Below are 16,070 nucleotides of genomic sequence, written 5' to 3' on the forward strand. Positions count from 1 at the left end.
AGAGAGCTTTAATTGAAACAGTCAATGACCAACTCAAAAATATTTCTCAAATAGAGCATTCAAGACACAGGAGTATCTGGAATTTTCTGGTGAATCTTCTGGCTGGATTAGTAGCTTACTCTTATTTCCCGCAGAAACCTTCTCTTGATCTAGAGCCCAAAGCTTTATCGGCTCTCCCTCCTACTGTTTTTTAACCCTGATTCAGCAGCTAGAAGATAGAGCCTAATCCATTTTAAATCTCATGACGCACAAAGCGCCAAGCTTTGCTGAGCGCAATTTATTTTTTAGCGATCGCGTATGGTCTTGGTTTCATCTTGTCGAACTCAGGTTAATTAACATGAACTGTTTGCTGTAAATGATAAAGAGTTGCATAATGTTTACCTATATTCATTAATTGCTTATGGGTTCCCTGCTCTAAAATTCTGCCGCCTTCAAGATAAAAAATCTGGTCAGCGTTTTTAGCAGTTCTTAAATCATGAGTAATCAAAAAGGTAGTTGAATTATAAGTAAGGCGTTCTAAAGCTTCGGTAACAATTCTTTCGCTACGGTTATCGAGTCCCACTGTAGGTTCATCCAAAATTACAATGGGAGCTTTTCTAATCGCAGCACGGGCGATCGCGATACGTTGTTTTTGTCCACCAGATAACGTTGCACCGCGTTCGCCGACGACGGTATCGTAACCATCTGGCAAATCCAGAATAAAGTCATGGGCATTGGCCAACTGTGCTGCCATGAGTATTTCTTCTTCCGTGGCATTAACGCAACCATAGGCAATGTTGTCTCTAATAGAAGCAGCAAATAGAATACTATCTTGGAGCACAATGCTAATTTGTCTTCTCAAAGAATCAAGGGTATATTCGCGCAAATTATGACCGTCAATGACAACTTGACCCTCTAGCGGATCATAAAGACGCAAAAGTAAACTAACCAAAGTCGATTTTCCGCCTCCAGAAGCCCCAACAAGCGCAATTTTTTGTCCTGGGAAAGCTTTGAAGGAAATATTATTGAGAGTATTAGCTTGATTTTCGTAGGCAAAACTAACATCACGAAACTCAATCATGCCCTGAAACAGAGGTGCAGCATAGGACCATCTTGAATCCCGGACCTCGGGGACGATTTCTAATAGATCGATCACTCGTTCTCCTGATGCGATCGCTTTGGCAATTTGTCCGGTATATTTAGCCAATTGACGCATTGGTTTAAATGCTACTTTGAGATAGGTGATAAATACTAATAAATCCCCTGGAGTAATAGCATGAGTAATAACCAACTGCACCCCTCGCCAAAGGACTATGGCAGTGGCAATTGCCACTAGAACTTCAACCGTTCTTTCTTGCCCTGCCCGTAATCTTTGAGTTTCGGCACTTTCTTTAAGGCTTTTTTTATTTTGTTTGGCAAAAGATTTTTCCAGCATTGATTGCAAAGATAAAGCTTGGACAACTTTAATCGCACCCATCGCCTCTGCGGCATTGGCCGCCATAACACCTTCTCGCTGGCGTTGTTTTTTCGCTACCTTGTGAATACGCCGACTCATCGCAGTGGTTGTCAAGAGAAATAGAGGAAAAATCGCGATCGCAATCAGAGCCAATTGCAGATTTAACCAAATCATGACACCTAACATGCCTAACATAGTCAGAACATTAGTCAGCAAAGGTAAAGCTGCAACTACCGTAACTTCCCGCAGTCTTTCGATATCATAGGTAACGCGGGTAATTAAATCTCCCGTTTTGGCTTTGTGATGAAAAGAGAGGGACAAACTTTGTAAATGAGCATACAGATTAGCTCGGACTTCACTCATGATTCTGGTTGCTGCCACCGCCATTCCCGTAGTACTAAGATAGGCCATCGTTCCCCGTAAAACTGCGATCGCAACTAAACCGACAGCGAGCAAAGATAATAAGCCGAAACTATTGAGATTGTCTAAAAAAGGAACTTTGAGGCTTTCTACCTGAAACCCTTTGTAAATTATTTCATCGAAAATAAACTTTAAAGGCCAAGGTTCGAGCAGACGAAAAACCGTTTCCCCAATTAAAGCCACAAACGAGAGCAAGATTAAATTAATTTGAGGTCGAATTTGCGGCAGAAAATGTTTAAGTATACGCCTAATGCTAGATAGTCTTTTTTCATTTATCATTTGTCAATGCTCAATGTTTAATGCTCAATACTATAGCGATCGCTAATGTACTGATTTAATTGTCTTTCTCCAGCAATCAGAATTTTTTCTAGCCAGGTAGCATATCCCCCAAAAGAAAGTTTTCTAACTAGAGGACGCAATAGGGCTTTATGGCGGCGATGCCCTAAGCGTTTATAGCGCTTTCTAAAATATTTATCTTTCTTGGTAACATCCCATTTTTTTCGAAAACGCTTGAGACTCGCTAACTCCCAAGCATCACTCCAGCGCAACAGAAAATAAGGAATATCAGATAAAGCAAACTTTTCAGCAGTAATATAAGTAACTACTGAATCAGGTTCACAATAGATAGAACCCCCGGCATTAGTTACCATCAGACAAAAATCAATATGCTCCCTTGTACTCAGAAGTTTTTCGTCCAATTGTCCAAGACTCTGAAAAATATCGGTGCGAACTAACATGCAGTGAAACTCGGCAAATTCACATTTTTGACGCTGTAATTGTGATTGAACTTCATCAACAGAACGATTCACAAAATAATGTTTTTCATGAACTTTGCGGCATACTGTTTCATGGCGAATTTCCACAATAATTCTGGCTTCTCCTCCTGCCAAATGAATTTTTGACAAGCGCTCTTGACCAATACACACTAAAGGACAAACTACAGCAGCATCAGTTTCTTCAGCGCAGTGAACTAATTTTTCTAGCCAACCTGGTTCAACATAAACATCATTATCAATGAAAACCAAATATTTACTATCAACAAAATTCAAGCCAATATTCCGCGCTTGATTGGGAGCAAGATATTTTTCTGAACGAATTAATTTAAAGTCTTGGGCTTGAGACTTATTTTGAAGATATTTTTGTACATTGTGAGGTGAATTCCCATCAACATAAACTAAAGAGAAAGGATAATTAGTATTTTTGTAAATGCTTTCTAGAGATTCACGACTATAACTAAAACGTTCTCTTGGCGAGACTATTATTGTGACATCTGGTTGATTCATTTTCCATCTATTACTTATAATTTAAGACTTCTTTTACTCTCTAAGTCCGATTAAATTTTCTTACTTTGTCTACCTAAAACTCAAACGACTTCCATTACAGATGGAGCAGATTGAGCTAAAACTTTGTCATAGATTTTTTCCCAGTTGGCTTGTTCTACAGCAGGGTTTAAATCTTGAAGGACTTTTTGTTTGGCAGCTTTCCCAAAGGTTTTTCTCAGTAGAGGACGATTCATTAATTTCGCGATCGCGATCGCCAATTCTTCACTAGAATAGGGATTAACTAATAAACCATTAACTCCATCTTCAATAATCTCGCCAATAGCATCAACATTAGTTCCGATCATAGCTCTTTCGGCCAACATAGCTTCAAGCAAAGCATTAGGACAACCATCATTAAGAGAAGGAATTGTAAAAATATCCATATATGGTAGATAAGCTAATACTTCTTCGCGGCTAATTGTTCCTGTAATGACAATATTGTCTTTTAGTCCACTTTTCTCCAACTCTTTTTCCCAGTATTTACTTTCTTTAGCCACAAAATCCCCGACAAATAATAAAGTAAATTCTGTTGTTAAATTTTTGCAAGCATCTAATAAATATTCGATCCCCTTTTTATCGCGAAAATTACCCACAGTACCAATAACTGTTCCTCGTAATTTACTGACTAATAATGGCGTAACCAAATCACTAAAATTTACCGAAGCAATAGAATTTAAAAAGGCAGAAGATTTATGCAATATTGGGGGAGAAAATAATCTTGCTCGGTGCATCAAATCCTGACTAACAAAAGTGATCCAAGAAGAGTTTTCTAGGGTCCAGGCAATTTGTTTTTGCTGTCGGCAATCAAAGATATGTTTGTGTAAATCGGCACCCCGCACACTATTAATTACTGGAATATTATTCTCTTTGGCCAACATTGTGGTTAAAAAGCCAGTTTCATTAATGAAAAAAGCATGGACAACATCAAATCGATATTTTCTATGGAGAGTAGTTAATTGTCCATAAATATCCATTAAATAATCTTGTTTGCGAGTTACTTTGGAGCGAATTGCCGGATACAGACGATGAAGAATAATGCCATTCTGTTCGCTAGTCTTACAAGCTGTACGACGAAATTTTCCCGCTTTAGCCAATGCTTCTTCTTTACTAAATACCGAACGGAAAACTGCGACATGGACTTGATATCCTAAACTTTTTAATAATAAAGCAATGCGTTTTGCAGAGACTCCTACTCCACCAACATCTGGGGGAAATTCTTGAGCTGTTAAGCAAATTGTTTGACTAGATTTCATGAGTAACATAATATGCTGGGCTATTTTAAGTCTTAAAATTCTATGAGATGCAATTTTTTTGCCATTCTCTTTCAATGATTATTTAGGCAACTTTAGTGATTGTTTTTTTCGCATCACGTTGCACTCTTTTGGCAACAAGACTATTTTCCGGCGCTCGACGACCAATCCCAATGTAATAAAAGCCCGCAGCCGCTAAAGTATCGATATCAAGATGATTACGTCCGTCGATAATTAGGGGATTATTCATTATTTTTGCCAGTTGAGTATAGTTCCAAGATTTAAATTCTTGCCAATCGGTAACTAAGACTAAAGCATCACAATCTTTAGCTAAATCAATTGCGTTATTTTCTAGATCAATCGTCGAGAGAATAGGATGGTGATAGATAGATTGAATTAAAGGATCATAGGCTTTTACTTTCGCTCCCAGTCGGGTTAATTCTTCAATCAAATCAATTGTTGGGGCATCCCGAAGATCATTAGTATTAGGTTTAAAAGTCAGTCCTAGTAAGCCAATGGTTTTACCCTTAAGTATTTTGAGAACTTGCTGTAGCTTGTCGATCACTAATACGCGCTGATTAGTATTAACTTTAACAGCCGATTTTAATAATTGAGCATCGTAACCATAATCAGCTGCGGTATGGATTAATGCTGAAACATCTTTAGGAAAGCAAGAACCACCCCAACCAATCCCAGATTGCAAAAACTTATTACCAATTCGAGAATCTAAACCAATGCCTTGAGCAACTTGAGTAATGTCTGCGCCTACTTTGTCGCAAATATTGGCGACTTCATTAATAAAACTGATTTTAGTTGCAAGGAATGAATTTGCTGCATATTTGATGGTTTCTGCGGAGTTTAAATCAGTCATAACAAGAGGAACAGTTTGAGGAGATAATTGTCCGAGAAAATCTATAGCCGGAATTTTTCTGTCTACGATAGGTTGATAAAGTTCTTTCATTAAAGAAATTGCTTGGTCACTACTGCCGCCAATGACAATGCGATCTGGGTTGAAAGTATCGTGAATTGCCGAGCCTTCTCGGAGGAATTCTGGGTTACTAACCACATCAAACTGAGGAATATTGTCTAATTGTCTTTTGACTATTTCACTATTAATAATTTGACGAACCCAATCGCCTGAACCAATGGGAACAGTAGATTTATTGACAATTACTTTGTATTCGCCGCTAATTGCCAATCCAATTGATCGCGCTACTGCTTCGACATAACGAATATCACTATCTCCTGTTGGCAAAGCCGGTGTTCCCACCGCAATAAATAAAATTTGACTGTTCGCGATCGCATTATTGATATTTTTCGTAAAATTTAGTTTGCCGGCAACCATTGTCGAACGCATAATCTCCTCCAATCCCGGCTCATAAATTGGAGATTCTCCCGATTGCATCAATGCGATCTTTTCTTTATTGTTATCAACACAAATAACCTGATGACCAATATGAGCCAAACAAACTCCAGTGACTAAACCAACATATCCCGTTCCAATTACACATACACGCATAGTATTTACCATTGAATATTGAACATTGACATTTTATTTATCATCGAAGATAAAAATATTGATGATTAATGAATTAAGCTTGATGTACTAGCTTGTTGCTGTGAATAGCTAATAATTTGAGGTAGTTTTTTGTGTTATTTACTCCATATAAATTGAGGTTTAACTCTCTGGGATTTTGGGATAAATAATCAATAATTTGTTGAGAAAAATCTTCTGGTTGCAAATTTTCTGGATCAATCATTTTTACTCTGCCAAGATAATCTAATTTTTTCACACGAGTTTCTTGTTCTTTATCGTTATTTCCTTGAAATGCCATCATCATCGCTTTGACTCCTGTACTTAGGATATTCATCGTAGTGTTATAACCAGACATTCCAATGGATAAATCGGCTTGTCGCATATAGTCAAGTAAATTAGAGGTATAGCGTTCAACATTAATATTGTTTTGTTGACTAGTTATCTGTTGCAATTTGTCAAATACTTCCTGGGGGCAAAATGGCCCTGTAAATACTTGAATGTGATGGGGTATTTTGTGCTTTAAAAAAGGTGCGGTTTTAGCGACAGATTCTAATAAATCATGTCCAAATCTTCCTCCTCCAACACTAACTAAAATTAATGGTTGTTTTCTTCCCCAAACTTCCGAGGACTCCCGCATGCTTGGGCTATCTTGAACTACATAGCCTGTATAATATACAGGGCATTTCAAATCTTTAATCCGAGAAAAACTAAGGTCTAATGTTATAAAACTTGGATCACCGTGGATTAATAACATATCGAAATACTTATTAATCAAACGACAAACTTTTGCTTCATGGCGCTTTTGATTTTGTTTGGTGACAACTATATCTCTGACACTAGAAACAATTTTTGTGCCCATTGTCTTAGCTTTTTCCAGCAAAGGAATCAACTCAAATGAAAACCGTTTTCTCCCAAAAGGAAATAATTCAACAATTAAAATGTCTGGCCTAAAGTGATCGCATACATTTAATAAAATTTCTTTTCTATTTTGTTCTACTTCTTTCATTGTTAGACCCGGATCAACAGGCATCAGCTCTTGAAACTCTGAATCTGTTTTAACAGCAGGTATATTAATAACTTCAATTCTTTGAGGAAATTTAAATTCGTCAATAACTTGTCCGCCATTGATAAAACAAATCTCAAATTCGGGAATTAACCCTTTGACGATTTCAATACTTCGAATGAGATGACCCATCCCTAAGATATGTTGACAATAAAACATCAATTTGGGCATGATTTAAATAATTATAAGATTGATAAGCAGTTAGATATTTCTTTAGATAGCAATAGGATAAAAGCTATTAAAATATCTAGAATTAATCGGTAGGCCAAATTTTCTGTGGTTAGGCAATAAATTTAAAATCTCTCTTTGAACATTAATTAGGCCGTCAAAATTTAAATTAGAGATAACTTTATGATTGTTATCTAGTTGCTGGCTAATCGCTTGACCCAAGTTTTCTGGGGTTAAGTTGTCTGGTGCGATCGCAGACAATAAACCTAAGCTCTCCATTCTCAGAGCCCGGATTAATTGTTCTTGTGAGGGTTTACAACGAGGTACAACTACAGCCTTTTTCCCCAAGGAAAGTATTTCTGTGATCGTGTTATAACCCGCCATCGAAACTACAAGATCAGCAGATTGTAGATAATTCATCAAATGCTCGGTAAAATCCAAAGTAATAATATTGGAGTATTCATCAATTGTCTGTAGTAATTCTTGTCTTTCCTTTGATGGCATTTCACTACCAAAAACGATTAAAGTTTTACAACTAAATTTACTCCTAATATTGGATATGGCTAATAAATAATTTTTAATCAAAGAATAACCATCTTCTCCCCCACCAGGTGTTACCACGATTAATTGTTCTTGTTCTTTTAAGTTGAGTTTCTCGCGGATTAATTCTACAGAAATTTTCGGGATTTTTTTTCTGAGATAGCCACAAAATATCGTATTCTCTTTAATTATCTGGGGGAATTGATATTCCTTGACTAGATTAAATACTTCGGCCGTGCCCACAACCAAAACACGGTCATAATAGTATTGAATAGCCTGGTAATATCTTTGTTTTTGCCATTCTTTGATTGTCACTTGAGGGCTATCTAAAACATCTCGCAATAATAAAACCAGTTTAGTTCTGGGAGCATGGGTTTTTAACAAATCCAAAGACGCTTTTAATTCTCCTAATAATCCGTAGGGTTTTTTATCAACCAAAATCAAATCTGGTTTAAAGTTAATAATTGCAGTTTTAATTAAATTAGATCGAAGTTGAACAGTTTCAGCCACATCAGAAGTTAAATATTTTGCTGCTAAGTTCCCATTCCGATCACGGCCTAAAAATGGTAGTTTTATATAATCTAATCTGACAGGAATTGTAAAATTTTGAATTGCGGGTGAGCCGGATAAAACAAGGATAGATACTTCGGGAATATTTTCTAATAAATGCCGGCAAACTGACAACATACGGCGGATATTTCCTAAACCAAAGGCATCGTGAGAATACACTAAAAGCCTCATGGACAACACTCCTTTTTGTAATGTGGATTACTTACAAGTATTTAACACAGCCATAAAAGAGTCATTAAGCTTATGTGAAACAAGATGAAGCTTACATGAGAAAATTCTTAATTTGTTGGATATTGCCACATGATAAATAATAAGTAATAAACAATAAGTGATAAGTAATAAGTGTTAAATGCTAAATGTAAAACTTTGGGAAGCCAGAACTAGGATTTTTGCTTGGTATCTGGGCTTGAGTGCTATTTTAGTTGGCCTTTCGATTCCAGTCTTTACCCAATTAGCAATTCTTCAAGTAGATCAAAGAGTAAGAGAAGACCTGAAAGAAGAACTCGATGCTTTTGAAAAATTTTCCCAGGAAGATAGTGATCAAGATATTAAACTTATTTTTGATCGCTTTTTACAATATAAAATTCCCGCAGATAAAACCTTCTTGATTGCCACCATTAACGGTAAATTTTATCGTTCCAGTCCCATTAGTCTTCCTCAAGCTATCTCTGGTGACTCTTCTCTAATCACCGATTTAGCCCAAACCACAAGTCCGATTCGAGGAAAAAATCTAGTTATAGATCCTCAGGTGGGAGATATTATCTATAAGGCAGAACCTATTAAGACCGATGGACATAGTCAAGGAGTCTTGATTGTCGCAAATATTGCCCAAGGAGAAAGAAAAGAAGTTATCTCGGCAATGATTATTGCCATAGAAGTGTTGGTCATTACATTCTTCTTAGCTTTAATTTTGGCCTGGAAAGTTGCAGGCACAGTCTTGAAACCAGTTCGTACCTTGATTAATACGGCCAATATCATTAGCGACAAAGATCTTACTCAAAGAATTCCTGTTCGAGGTCAAGGGGAAATGGCAGAGTTAGCCCAAACCTTTAACAACATGATGAATCGGTTAGAAGTAGCTTTTAGGAGTCAGCGACAATTGCTCAATGATGCTAGTCATGAGCTCAGAACTCCCATTACTATTGTTCGTGGTCATTTGGAATTATTAGAATATGATGATTCTCAAGAGGTTGCAGAAACTATTCCTCTAGTTCTCGATGAATTAGATCGCATGAGTCGGCTCATAGAAGACTTATTAGTCCTTGCTAGATCGGAACGAAGAGATTTCTTAATTTTAAAATCCGTGGATTTAGATGATTTTACTCGGAAAATGTATCGAAAAATGCAAGGTTTGGGAGAGAGGCAATGGCAACTAGATAGCACAGGAGAGGGGACAATTAAAATTGATCGAGACCGCATCGTTCAAGCAATGATGAATCTTGCTCATAACGCAGTAAAGTACACCACCAGCAAAGATACCATCGCTCTTGGTTCTTCTATTGATGAAAAACATATTTACTTTTGGATTAGGGATACAGGAATTGGCATTCCCCTAGAAGATCAAAAAAAGATTTTCTGTCGATTCGTCCGTTCTAGTAACAATCAAAATACGACTAAAGGAATAGGACTTGGATTATCTATTGTTTCTGCGATCGCAAGAAGTCATAATGGTCGTGTAGAGTTATTTAGCCAAGTAGACAAAGGCTCTACTTTTAAAATTATTTTGCCGAAAAATCCTGAACCATAACTATTTTTCAATACCAATGATAAGTTATAATCAAAAGTTGATTTTTAGCTAATTTTTTTGAACTTTAATGATTTTTAGCATAAAATAATAACTCATAAAAACAAAATATTAATTTTGAAATTAAATGAATAATATTCTGATTGCTGAGGACGAAACTCGCATCGCTGCTTTCATGGAAAAAGGGCTCAAGAAAAATGGTTTCCAGACGGCGATCGCTTCTGATGGAGAACAGGTCTTAAGCATGATGCAAAGTAATGATTTTGATCTCCTACTTCTTGATCTTGGATTACCAGTTAAAGATGGTTGGCAAGTATTACAAGAATTGAAAAATCAAGGAAATGAAATTCCGATTATAGTTGTGAGCGCTTACGATAATCCAGAACCGACTGAAGAGACAAGTAACTATGTAACTAAACCATTTCGGTTTCAAGATTTACTAGAAAGAATTAAGTCCAATCTTTAAGTAATCAAACATAAAGCTCCATCTTGACTGATATTTTACCAATTATTAGTAAACTAGGAGTAGATCATCAAATCATGTCTTTCGAAAGTTGTATCTCGAAATATTTGGTGGTAAATGTTTAATGTTTTATCGTTAGATGAATAGAATTCTGATTGCCGAAGACGAATCTCGTATTGTCTCTTTCCTGGAAAAAGGGTTAAAGTCTAACGGGTTTACGACTACAGTGGCAAAAGACGCAGAAGAAGCAATTGGTCTTGTTTTGAGTAATCGCTTTGATTTACTTCTCTTGGATTTAGGACTGCCTAAAAAAGACGGCTTAGAAGTTCTTGAGCAACTGCGAGGCCAAGGTGCAACTTTACCGATTATTATTTTGACAGCAAGGGATGATATTAATGATAAAGTTTCAGGATTAGAAGGCGGGGCTGATGATTATGTGACTAAGCCATTTCGCTTTGAAGAATTACTTGCTAGGATTCGTTTGCGTATGCGAAAGTCTCAGGCCGCATCTCATAATGGAAAAATCACAACTCAGTTACAAATTAATAATCTGACCCTCGATTTGCATACAAGAAAAGTAATCTTCAATGGACAAGAAATCGAGCTGCCAGCTAAGGAGTTTTGCCTTTTAGAAACTTTTATGTCTCATCCTGAACAGGTTATGACAAGGGAACAGCTTTTAGATCGGGTTTGGGGTTTTGATTACGATCCAGGTTCTAATATTGTTGATGTTTATATTGGTTATCTTCGGAAAAAGTTGGGTAGTAAGGTCATTAAGACTGTTAGAGGGGTTGGATATTGTTTGAGTCAGATGTAGAGTCTAGTGCAGATAGGCGGAAGTAATGAGTAATAAGTAATGAGTAATAAGTAATGAGTATTAGCATATTTATGAGCTATCATTTTAGTCTGTCTCGATGTTGATTGTTTTTTTTCGCCATAAATAGGTGACAATCAACAGATGGCAATGATTAAATACCAACTAAAAATGTGTTCTCACTAACCAAAACCAGTGGTCGTCAAAGAGAAATTCTAGAGATAGTCCTCAGTAATGGCTGGGGCTACATGAAAAGCCTATTGCTAGGAGGCAAAGCCGGTGAGCCCAAACTGCCACCTCCTGCGGTATTTCGCAAAATATTAATTGAATTAGGGCCATTTTATGTCAAAATTGGTCAGCTTTTAAGTACGCGACCCGACCTGTTATCCCCGGACTATATTGCAACTTTAACCGCGCTGCAAGCGAGTGTGCCACCGATTCCTTGGTCAGAAGTCGAAATCGTCATCGCCCAACAGCTTGATAGGCCGATCGCTGAGGTTTTCACTAGTATTGAGCCGATCGCGATCGCAGCAGGTTCGATCGCTCAAGTTCATCGTGCCATTTTAGTCACTGGAGAAGAGGTGGCCCTAAAAGTTCAACGTCCGGGAATCGAACGTATTGTCGATAAAGATATTATCTTGATCAAAGCGATCGCAGAATTGGTATCCTTAACCGATTTTGGTCAAGACTATGAGATTAATGCTCTAGCCGAAGAATTTACCGAGGCCGTTAAAGCAGAATTAGATTTTACGAAAGAAGCTCATTACACCGACACTTTGCGTGGAAATCTAGCCAAAAGTAGTTGGTTTAAACCCGAACAAATTGTGATTCCCAAAATAAATTGGGACTTAACTAACCAAAAACTCTTAGTCATGGAATGGTTGGTCGGCAAGCCAATTCTGAAAGCAGATATTCCGCTGACTTCCACCGCAAAACTTAATCCACAGCAAATTACTACCTTATTATTTCGAGCATTTTTTGAGCAAATGTTCATTGATGGTTTTTTTCATGCCGATCCCCATCCCGGAAATATTTTCTATTTAGAAGATGGCAGGGTGGCCCTAATCGATTGTGGTTCCATTGGTAGACTAGACCCGCGAACCCAAAAGCTACTTACCGAAATGCTTCTCGCGATCGTCGATATGGATGCTAGTCGCTGTTCACAATTAACCTTAGAACTTTCAGAAAGCGAGCAAATTCCCAATCTAGCTCGTTTGGAAAATGACTATGAACTGATTTTACGTCGCTACTATAATCGCAATCTTGCTCAAACCAATTTTAGTGAGGTTTTCTCCGCAATTCTACAAATCGCCCGTAATAATAAAATCAAATTACCTCGCAACACGGGTTTGTTTGTGAAAACCTTAGCTAACCTAGAAGGAGTTGCCCGTGAACTAAACCCCAATTTGAATTTATTAGCAGAAATCAGACCTTTGATGACGGATATTTTTCGCCGTCAATTCATTGGGGATACTCCTGTGGCTAGTCTTTTAAGAACCTTGCTAGATTTTAAATCTTTATCTTTGCAATCTCCCCGTCAGTTTGAATCATTACTAGATCGCTTTAGTTCTGAAACTTTGCAATGGAATGTAAAGGTTCCTCAAATTGATACTCTGCGTCGGAGTATTGACGATTCTGCTAATCGCTTATCTTTTAGTATTGTTGTTGGTTCTTTAATTATGGGGGCTGCAATTATTTCTGCTGGGGCACAAACTCAACAATTGTCTTTAATTACTAATGTTTTGTTCGCCGCTGCCAGTTTTTTAGGACTGTGGTTAATCGTTAGTATTTTACGTTCCGGTAGACTTAAGTAAGCAACAAGACATCCAACGATAGTTTGCCATTGGCAGCATTACGTCTTTCAAGACAGCAGAAAATTGATCGCAGGGCCTAGGGGAACAATGCCAGTAGGATTAATAGTTTTATGGCTTTGATAATAATGCTTTTTAATATGAGCAAAATTGACAGTATCTGCTACACCTGGAATTTGATAAAGATCTTTGACATAATTCCATAGATTAGGATAATCAACGAGGCGACGAATATTGCATTTAAAATGTCCTACATAAACAGGGTCGAACCGAACTAATGTGGTAAATAATCGCCAGTCTGCTTCAGTAATTTGCTCCCCAGTGAGATAGGGTTGGCTAAAGAGGCGTTGTTCAAGTAAATCGAGAGTCTCAAACAAAGGATGTAGCGCTTCTTCATAAGCTTCTTGTGTAGTTGCAAAACCACATTTATAGACGCCATTGTTAACATTTTTATAAACTAAATCATTAAGGCTATCGATTTCAGGTCTTAATCGTTCAGGATAGTAATCCCCAGCTTTAGCACCCAAATGGTCAAAGGAACTGTTGAACATGCGAATAATTTCGGAAGATTCGTTATTCACAATTGTTTGAGTCTTTTTATCCCACAAAATGGGCACTGTAACTCGGCCCGTAAATTTGGGATCAGCTTTTGTATAAATTTGATGCAAATATTTAACGTTAAATAACGAATCTGGAATGACACCTTCCCCCGGAGCAAAAGTCCAACCATGTTCGCCCATATACCAATTAACAACGGAAACTGAGATCATTTCCTCCAGTCCTTTGAGTACTCGGAAAATCAGAGTGCGGTGAGCCCAAGGGCAGGCATAGGAAACATAGAGATGATAGCGTCCAGCTTCTGCTTGAAAACCACCTTTCCCCGTAACTCCTGGTTGACCATCGGGAGTTACCCAATTGCGAAACTGCTGTTCTTGACGAACAAATTTTCCCTTGGTACTGCTGGTGTCATACCATTGGTCATGCCACATTCCATTAATCAAAAGTCCCATAGTTTTCCCCAAAATTTGGCTAAAGTTGCACAGAATCTTACTTGAATAAATTTACTGTAGCGGGTTTTAGAGTACCACTATCCCTCCTAATTTTTTGACATGCTGAGAATAGTTCTGGAGTGTACCAAAAATTGTAAGCTTAGTTCTAAACCAGAGATCGCATCTGGAGATCATCAGGCTACTAAACTCCATGATTCAATAGCTTAAATTCCGCTAAAATGAGGGCAACTATCCCTCCTTAAGCAGCGATCGCATCAGATGTCAGAGATTCAACCTAATTCCAGAAGAGAAGCCCGACAGCAAAGAATTCAGAAAATCATTAGATATGGTGGTTTTGCCGGAACTGGAATTGGCAGTGCGGCAATTTTTGGGTTTTTGAGCCAAGGTCAGATTGAAGCAGCCGCAATATCTGCGTTGTTAACAGTTGTAGTGACGGGATTTGCGATCGCATATAAATTCCTCTCAGGAGTCACCAACCGGGTTTTAGACAAAATTGAAGAAGAACTAGATAACCTCGAAGAACCGATCGCCCAGTGGATCGTCAACCAACCGAAACGAGTTTTTACCTGGGCTTGGTGGTGGAAGATCAACTCCCAATTCCAAAATAAATATTATGAGAGTTTGATCGATACCTTTCGAGAATTAAAAATAGAGGGATTCCGCATTGGCTTACCAGTGTTGGATTTAGAAAATGTTTTTGTCTCACTACAAGTTGCCCCAGAAATTCCTGAAAAAGCTACTGGGTCAATGATTCACCAGCAAATAAAAACAGGCAACCAAGAAATTTGGGATTTTTTAAAGCAAAGCACCAAGAAAGAATTTCAAGCCTTTCGTCGTTTAGCGGTTATTGGGCCGCCTGGCTCAGGGAAAACTACCTTACTGAAGCATTTGACACTGATTTATGCCAAAAAGCAAAGTAAAGTCTACAATGCACCCAAATTAATTCCCATACTCTTATATTTGCGGGATATTCGTCATCTAATTCTTGCTGAGCCATTACCAAACTTGCCCTTTTCTATAAATTATTCCAAGAATTTCCCTGGATCTTCTTTCAATTTATCGAAAGGTCAGAAATTGACATTACGGCTTATGAATTTGTCGCCCCAGAAATCAAACAACGTGCCTTTCGACTCGATGGTTTATTTGCAACCAAAGATGAATATAACGATTTACCACTTTACTTTGTAGAAGTACAGTTTTATAAAGAAGCAGACTTTTATGATCGCCTGTTTCCTAGTATCTTTCTCTATTTCAGTCAATATAAACCAAAAAATCCTGAATGGTTTGTCATTGTTATCTTCGATCGCAAAAGTAATGATGTCGCCATTCCGACAAGATATAGAGAAATATCACAACAGAGATTGCAGAGAATATATCTTGATGAGCTCTCAACACAAGAGCCACTCGATCTTGGAATCGGTATACTAAAATTAATAGTAGAATCAAAACGCAAAGCAGGAGAATTGGCCAGAAATTTAATTACCAGAACCAAACAAGAAGCTAAAAATAGTATTAATCAGCAACAATTGCAAGAATTAATTGAAACCATAATTATTTATAAATTCCCGAAACTAAGTTATGAGGAGATAGAAAAGATGTTAAATTTGCAAGAAATCAAACAAACTAGAGTTTATCAAGATGCTAAACAAGAAGGGAAATTAGAAGGAATTGAAGAGGGTATTGAACAAGGTATTGAGAGAGGAAAATCACAACAAAAACTAGCAATGATTCCCCTATTGCAAGAATTAGGCTTGACTATTGAACAAATTGCTCAAAGATTAGAAATTTCAGTTCGAGAAAACATCAAATAAATTCGGAAATTTCCTGTTCGTAAAATAGTTCGACTCCAGAACAATCTACTTTTGAGACTAATTTTGCGATCGCGACTCAAAAACTAGCTTTCTTGGTACAAAAAAATAGGAA

Annotated in this window: 13 protein-coding genes; 6 read left to right on the forward strand and 7 right to left on the reverse strand. The window is 37.4% G+C overall.

Annotation, left to right across the window (positions count from 1 at the left end):
- On the forward strand, positions 1-194 hold a 194-nt coding region (locus tag XEN7305_RS09365; RefSeq protein ID WP_006508662.1), incomplete at its 5' end, for a transposase.
- A gap of 134 nt (positions 195-328) precedes the next feature.
- Here the strand turns inward: XEN7305_RS09365 and XEN7305_RS09370 are convergent.
- From XEN7305_RS09370 to XEN7305_RS09395, 6 genes are all read right to left on the reverse strand, one after another.
- On the reverse strand, positions 329-2,134 hold the full coding sequence (locus XEN7305_RS09370) for an ABC transporter ATP-binding protein (protein WP_006509161.1): 1,806 nt from the start codon (positions 2,132-2,134) through the stop codon (positions 329-331).
- A 17-nt stretch (positions 2,135-2,151) separates the two neighbouring features.
- Complete coding sequence (locus tag XEN7305_RS09375; protein WP_006509162.1) at positions 2,152-3,138, reverse strand: glycosyltransferase family 2 protein; 987 nt, start codon at positions 3,136-3,138, stop codon at positions 2,152-2,154.
- A gap of 80 nt (positions 3,139-3,218) precedes the next feature.
- Positions 3,219-4,430 carry a glycosyltransferase gene (locus XEN7305_RS09380; RefSeq protein ID WP_040897279.1) on the reverse strand — a complete coding sequence of 404 codons (1,212 nt, stop codon included), beginning with the start codon at positions 4,428-4,430 and terminating at the stop codon, positions 3,219-3,221.
- An 82-nt stretch (positions 4,431-4,512) separates the two neighbouring features.
- Positions 4,513-5,946, reverse strand: coding sequence for a UDP-glucose/GDP-mannose dehydrogenase family protein (locus XEN7305_RS09385; RefSeq protein ID WP_040897270.1), 1,434 nt, complete (start codon positions 5,944-5,946; stop codon positions 4,513-4,515).
- A 73-nt stretch (positions 5,947-6,019) separates the two neighbouring features.
- Entirely contained in the window at positions 6,020-7,198 is a 1,179-nt protein-coding gene (locus XEN7305_RS09390) for a glycosyltransferase family protein (protein ID WP_040897272.1), read from the reverse strand.
- Between the two features lie 42 nt (positions 7,199-7,240).
- On the reverse strand, positions 7,241-8,476 hold the full coding sequence (locus tag XEN7305_RS09395; protein WP_006509166.1) for a glycosyltransferase family protein: 1,236 nt from the start codon (positions 8,474-8,476) through the stop codon (positions 7,241-7,243).
- A 178-nt stretch (positions 8,477-8,654) separates the two neighbouring features.
- Here XEN7305_RS09395 and XEN7305_RS09400 point away from each other — a divergent pair, with 178 nt between their 5' ends.
- The 4 genes from XEN7305_RS09400 to XEN7305_RS09415 all read left to right on the forward strand — a co-directional run bounded on the left by XEN7305_RS09400 (position 8,655) and on the right by XEN7305_RS09415 (position 13,140).
- Positions 8,655-10,052 (forward strand): cell wall metabolism sensor histidine kinase WalK, encoded by a 1,398-nt coding sequence (locus XEN7305_RS09400; protein ID WP_006509167.1) that lies wholly within the window; start codon positions 8,655-8,657, stop codon positions 10,050-10,052.
- 124 nt (positions 10,053-10,176) lie between these two features.
- A complete protein-coding gene (locus XEN7305_RS09405) occupies positions 10,177-10,515 on the forward strand; it encodes a response regulator transcription factor (RefSeq protein ID WP_006509168.1) in 339 nt (112 codons plus the stop codon).
- A 136-nt stretch (positions 10,516-10,651) separates the two neighbouring features.
- Entirely contained in the window at positions 10,652-11,329 is a 678-nt protein-coding gene (locus tag XEN7305_RS09410; protein ID WP_006509169.1) for a response regulator transcription factor, read from the forward strand.
- A 170-nt stretch (positions 11,330-11,499) separates the two neighbouring features.
- Positions 11,500-13,140, forward strand: coding sequence for an AarF/ABC1/UbiB kinase family protein (locus tag XEN7305_RS09415; RefSeq protein WP_006509170.1), 1,641 nt, complete (start codon positions 11,500-11,502; stop codon positions 13,138-13,140).
- Between the two features lie 47 nt (positions 13,141-13,187).
- Here the strand turns inward: XEN7305_RS09415 and XEN7305_RS09420 are convergent, their stop codons facing one another.
- The gene (locus XEN7305_RS09420) at positions 13,188-14,147 is read right to left on the reverse strand and encodes a glutathione S-transferase family protein (RefSeq protein WP_006509171.1); all 960 of its coding nucleotides are present in this window, start codon (positions 14,145-14,147) and stop codon (positions 13,188-13,190) included.
- Positions 14,148-15,205: 1,058 nt separating this feature from the next.
- Between XEN7305_RS09420 and XEN7305_RS09430 the strand changes: the two genes are divergently transcribed.
- Positions 15,206-15,958, forward strand: coding sequence for an Rpn family recombination-promoting nuclease/putative transposase (locus XEN7305_RS09430; protein ID WP_238568955.1), 753 nt, complete (start codon positions 15,206-15,208; stop codon positions 15,956-15,958).
- The last annotated feature ends 112 nt before the right edge of the window (positions 15,959-16,070 follow it).

Origin of the sequence: Xenococcus sp. PCC 7305 (assembly GCF_000332055.1) — a bacterium.
Taxonomy (GTDB): Bacteria; Cyanobacteriota; Cyanobacteriia; order Cyanobacteriales; family Xenococcaceae; genus Xenococcus.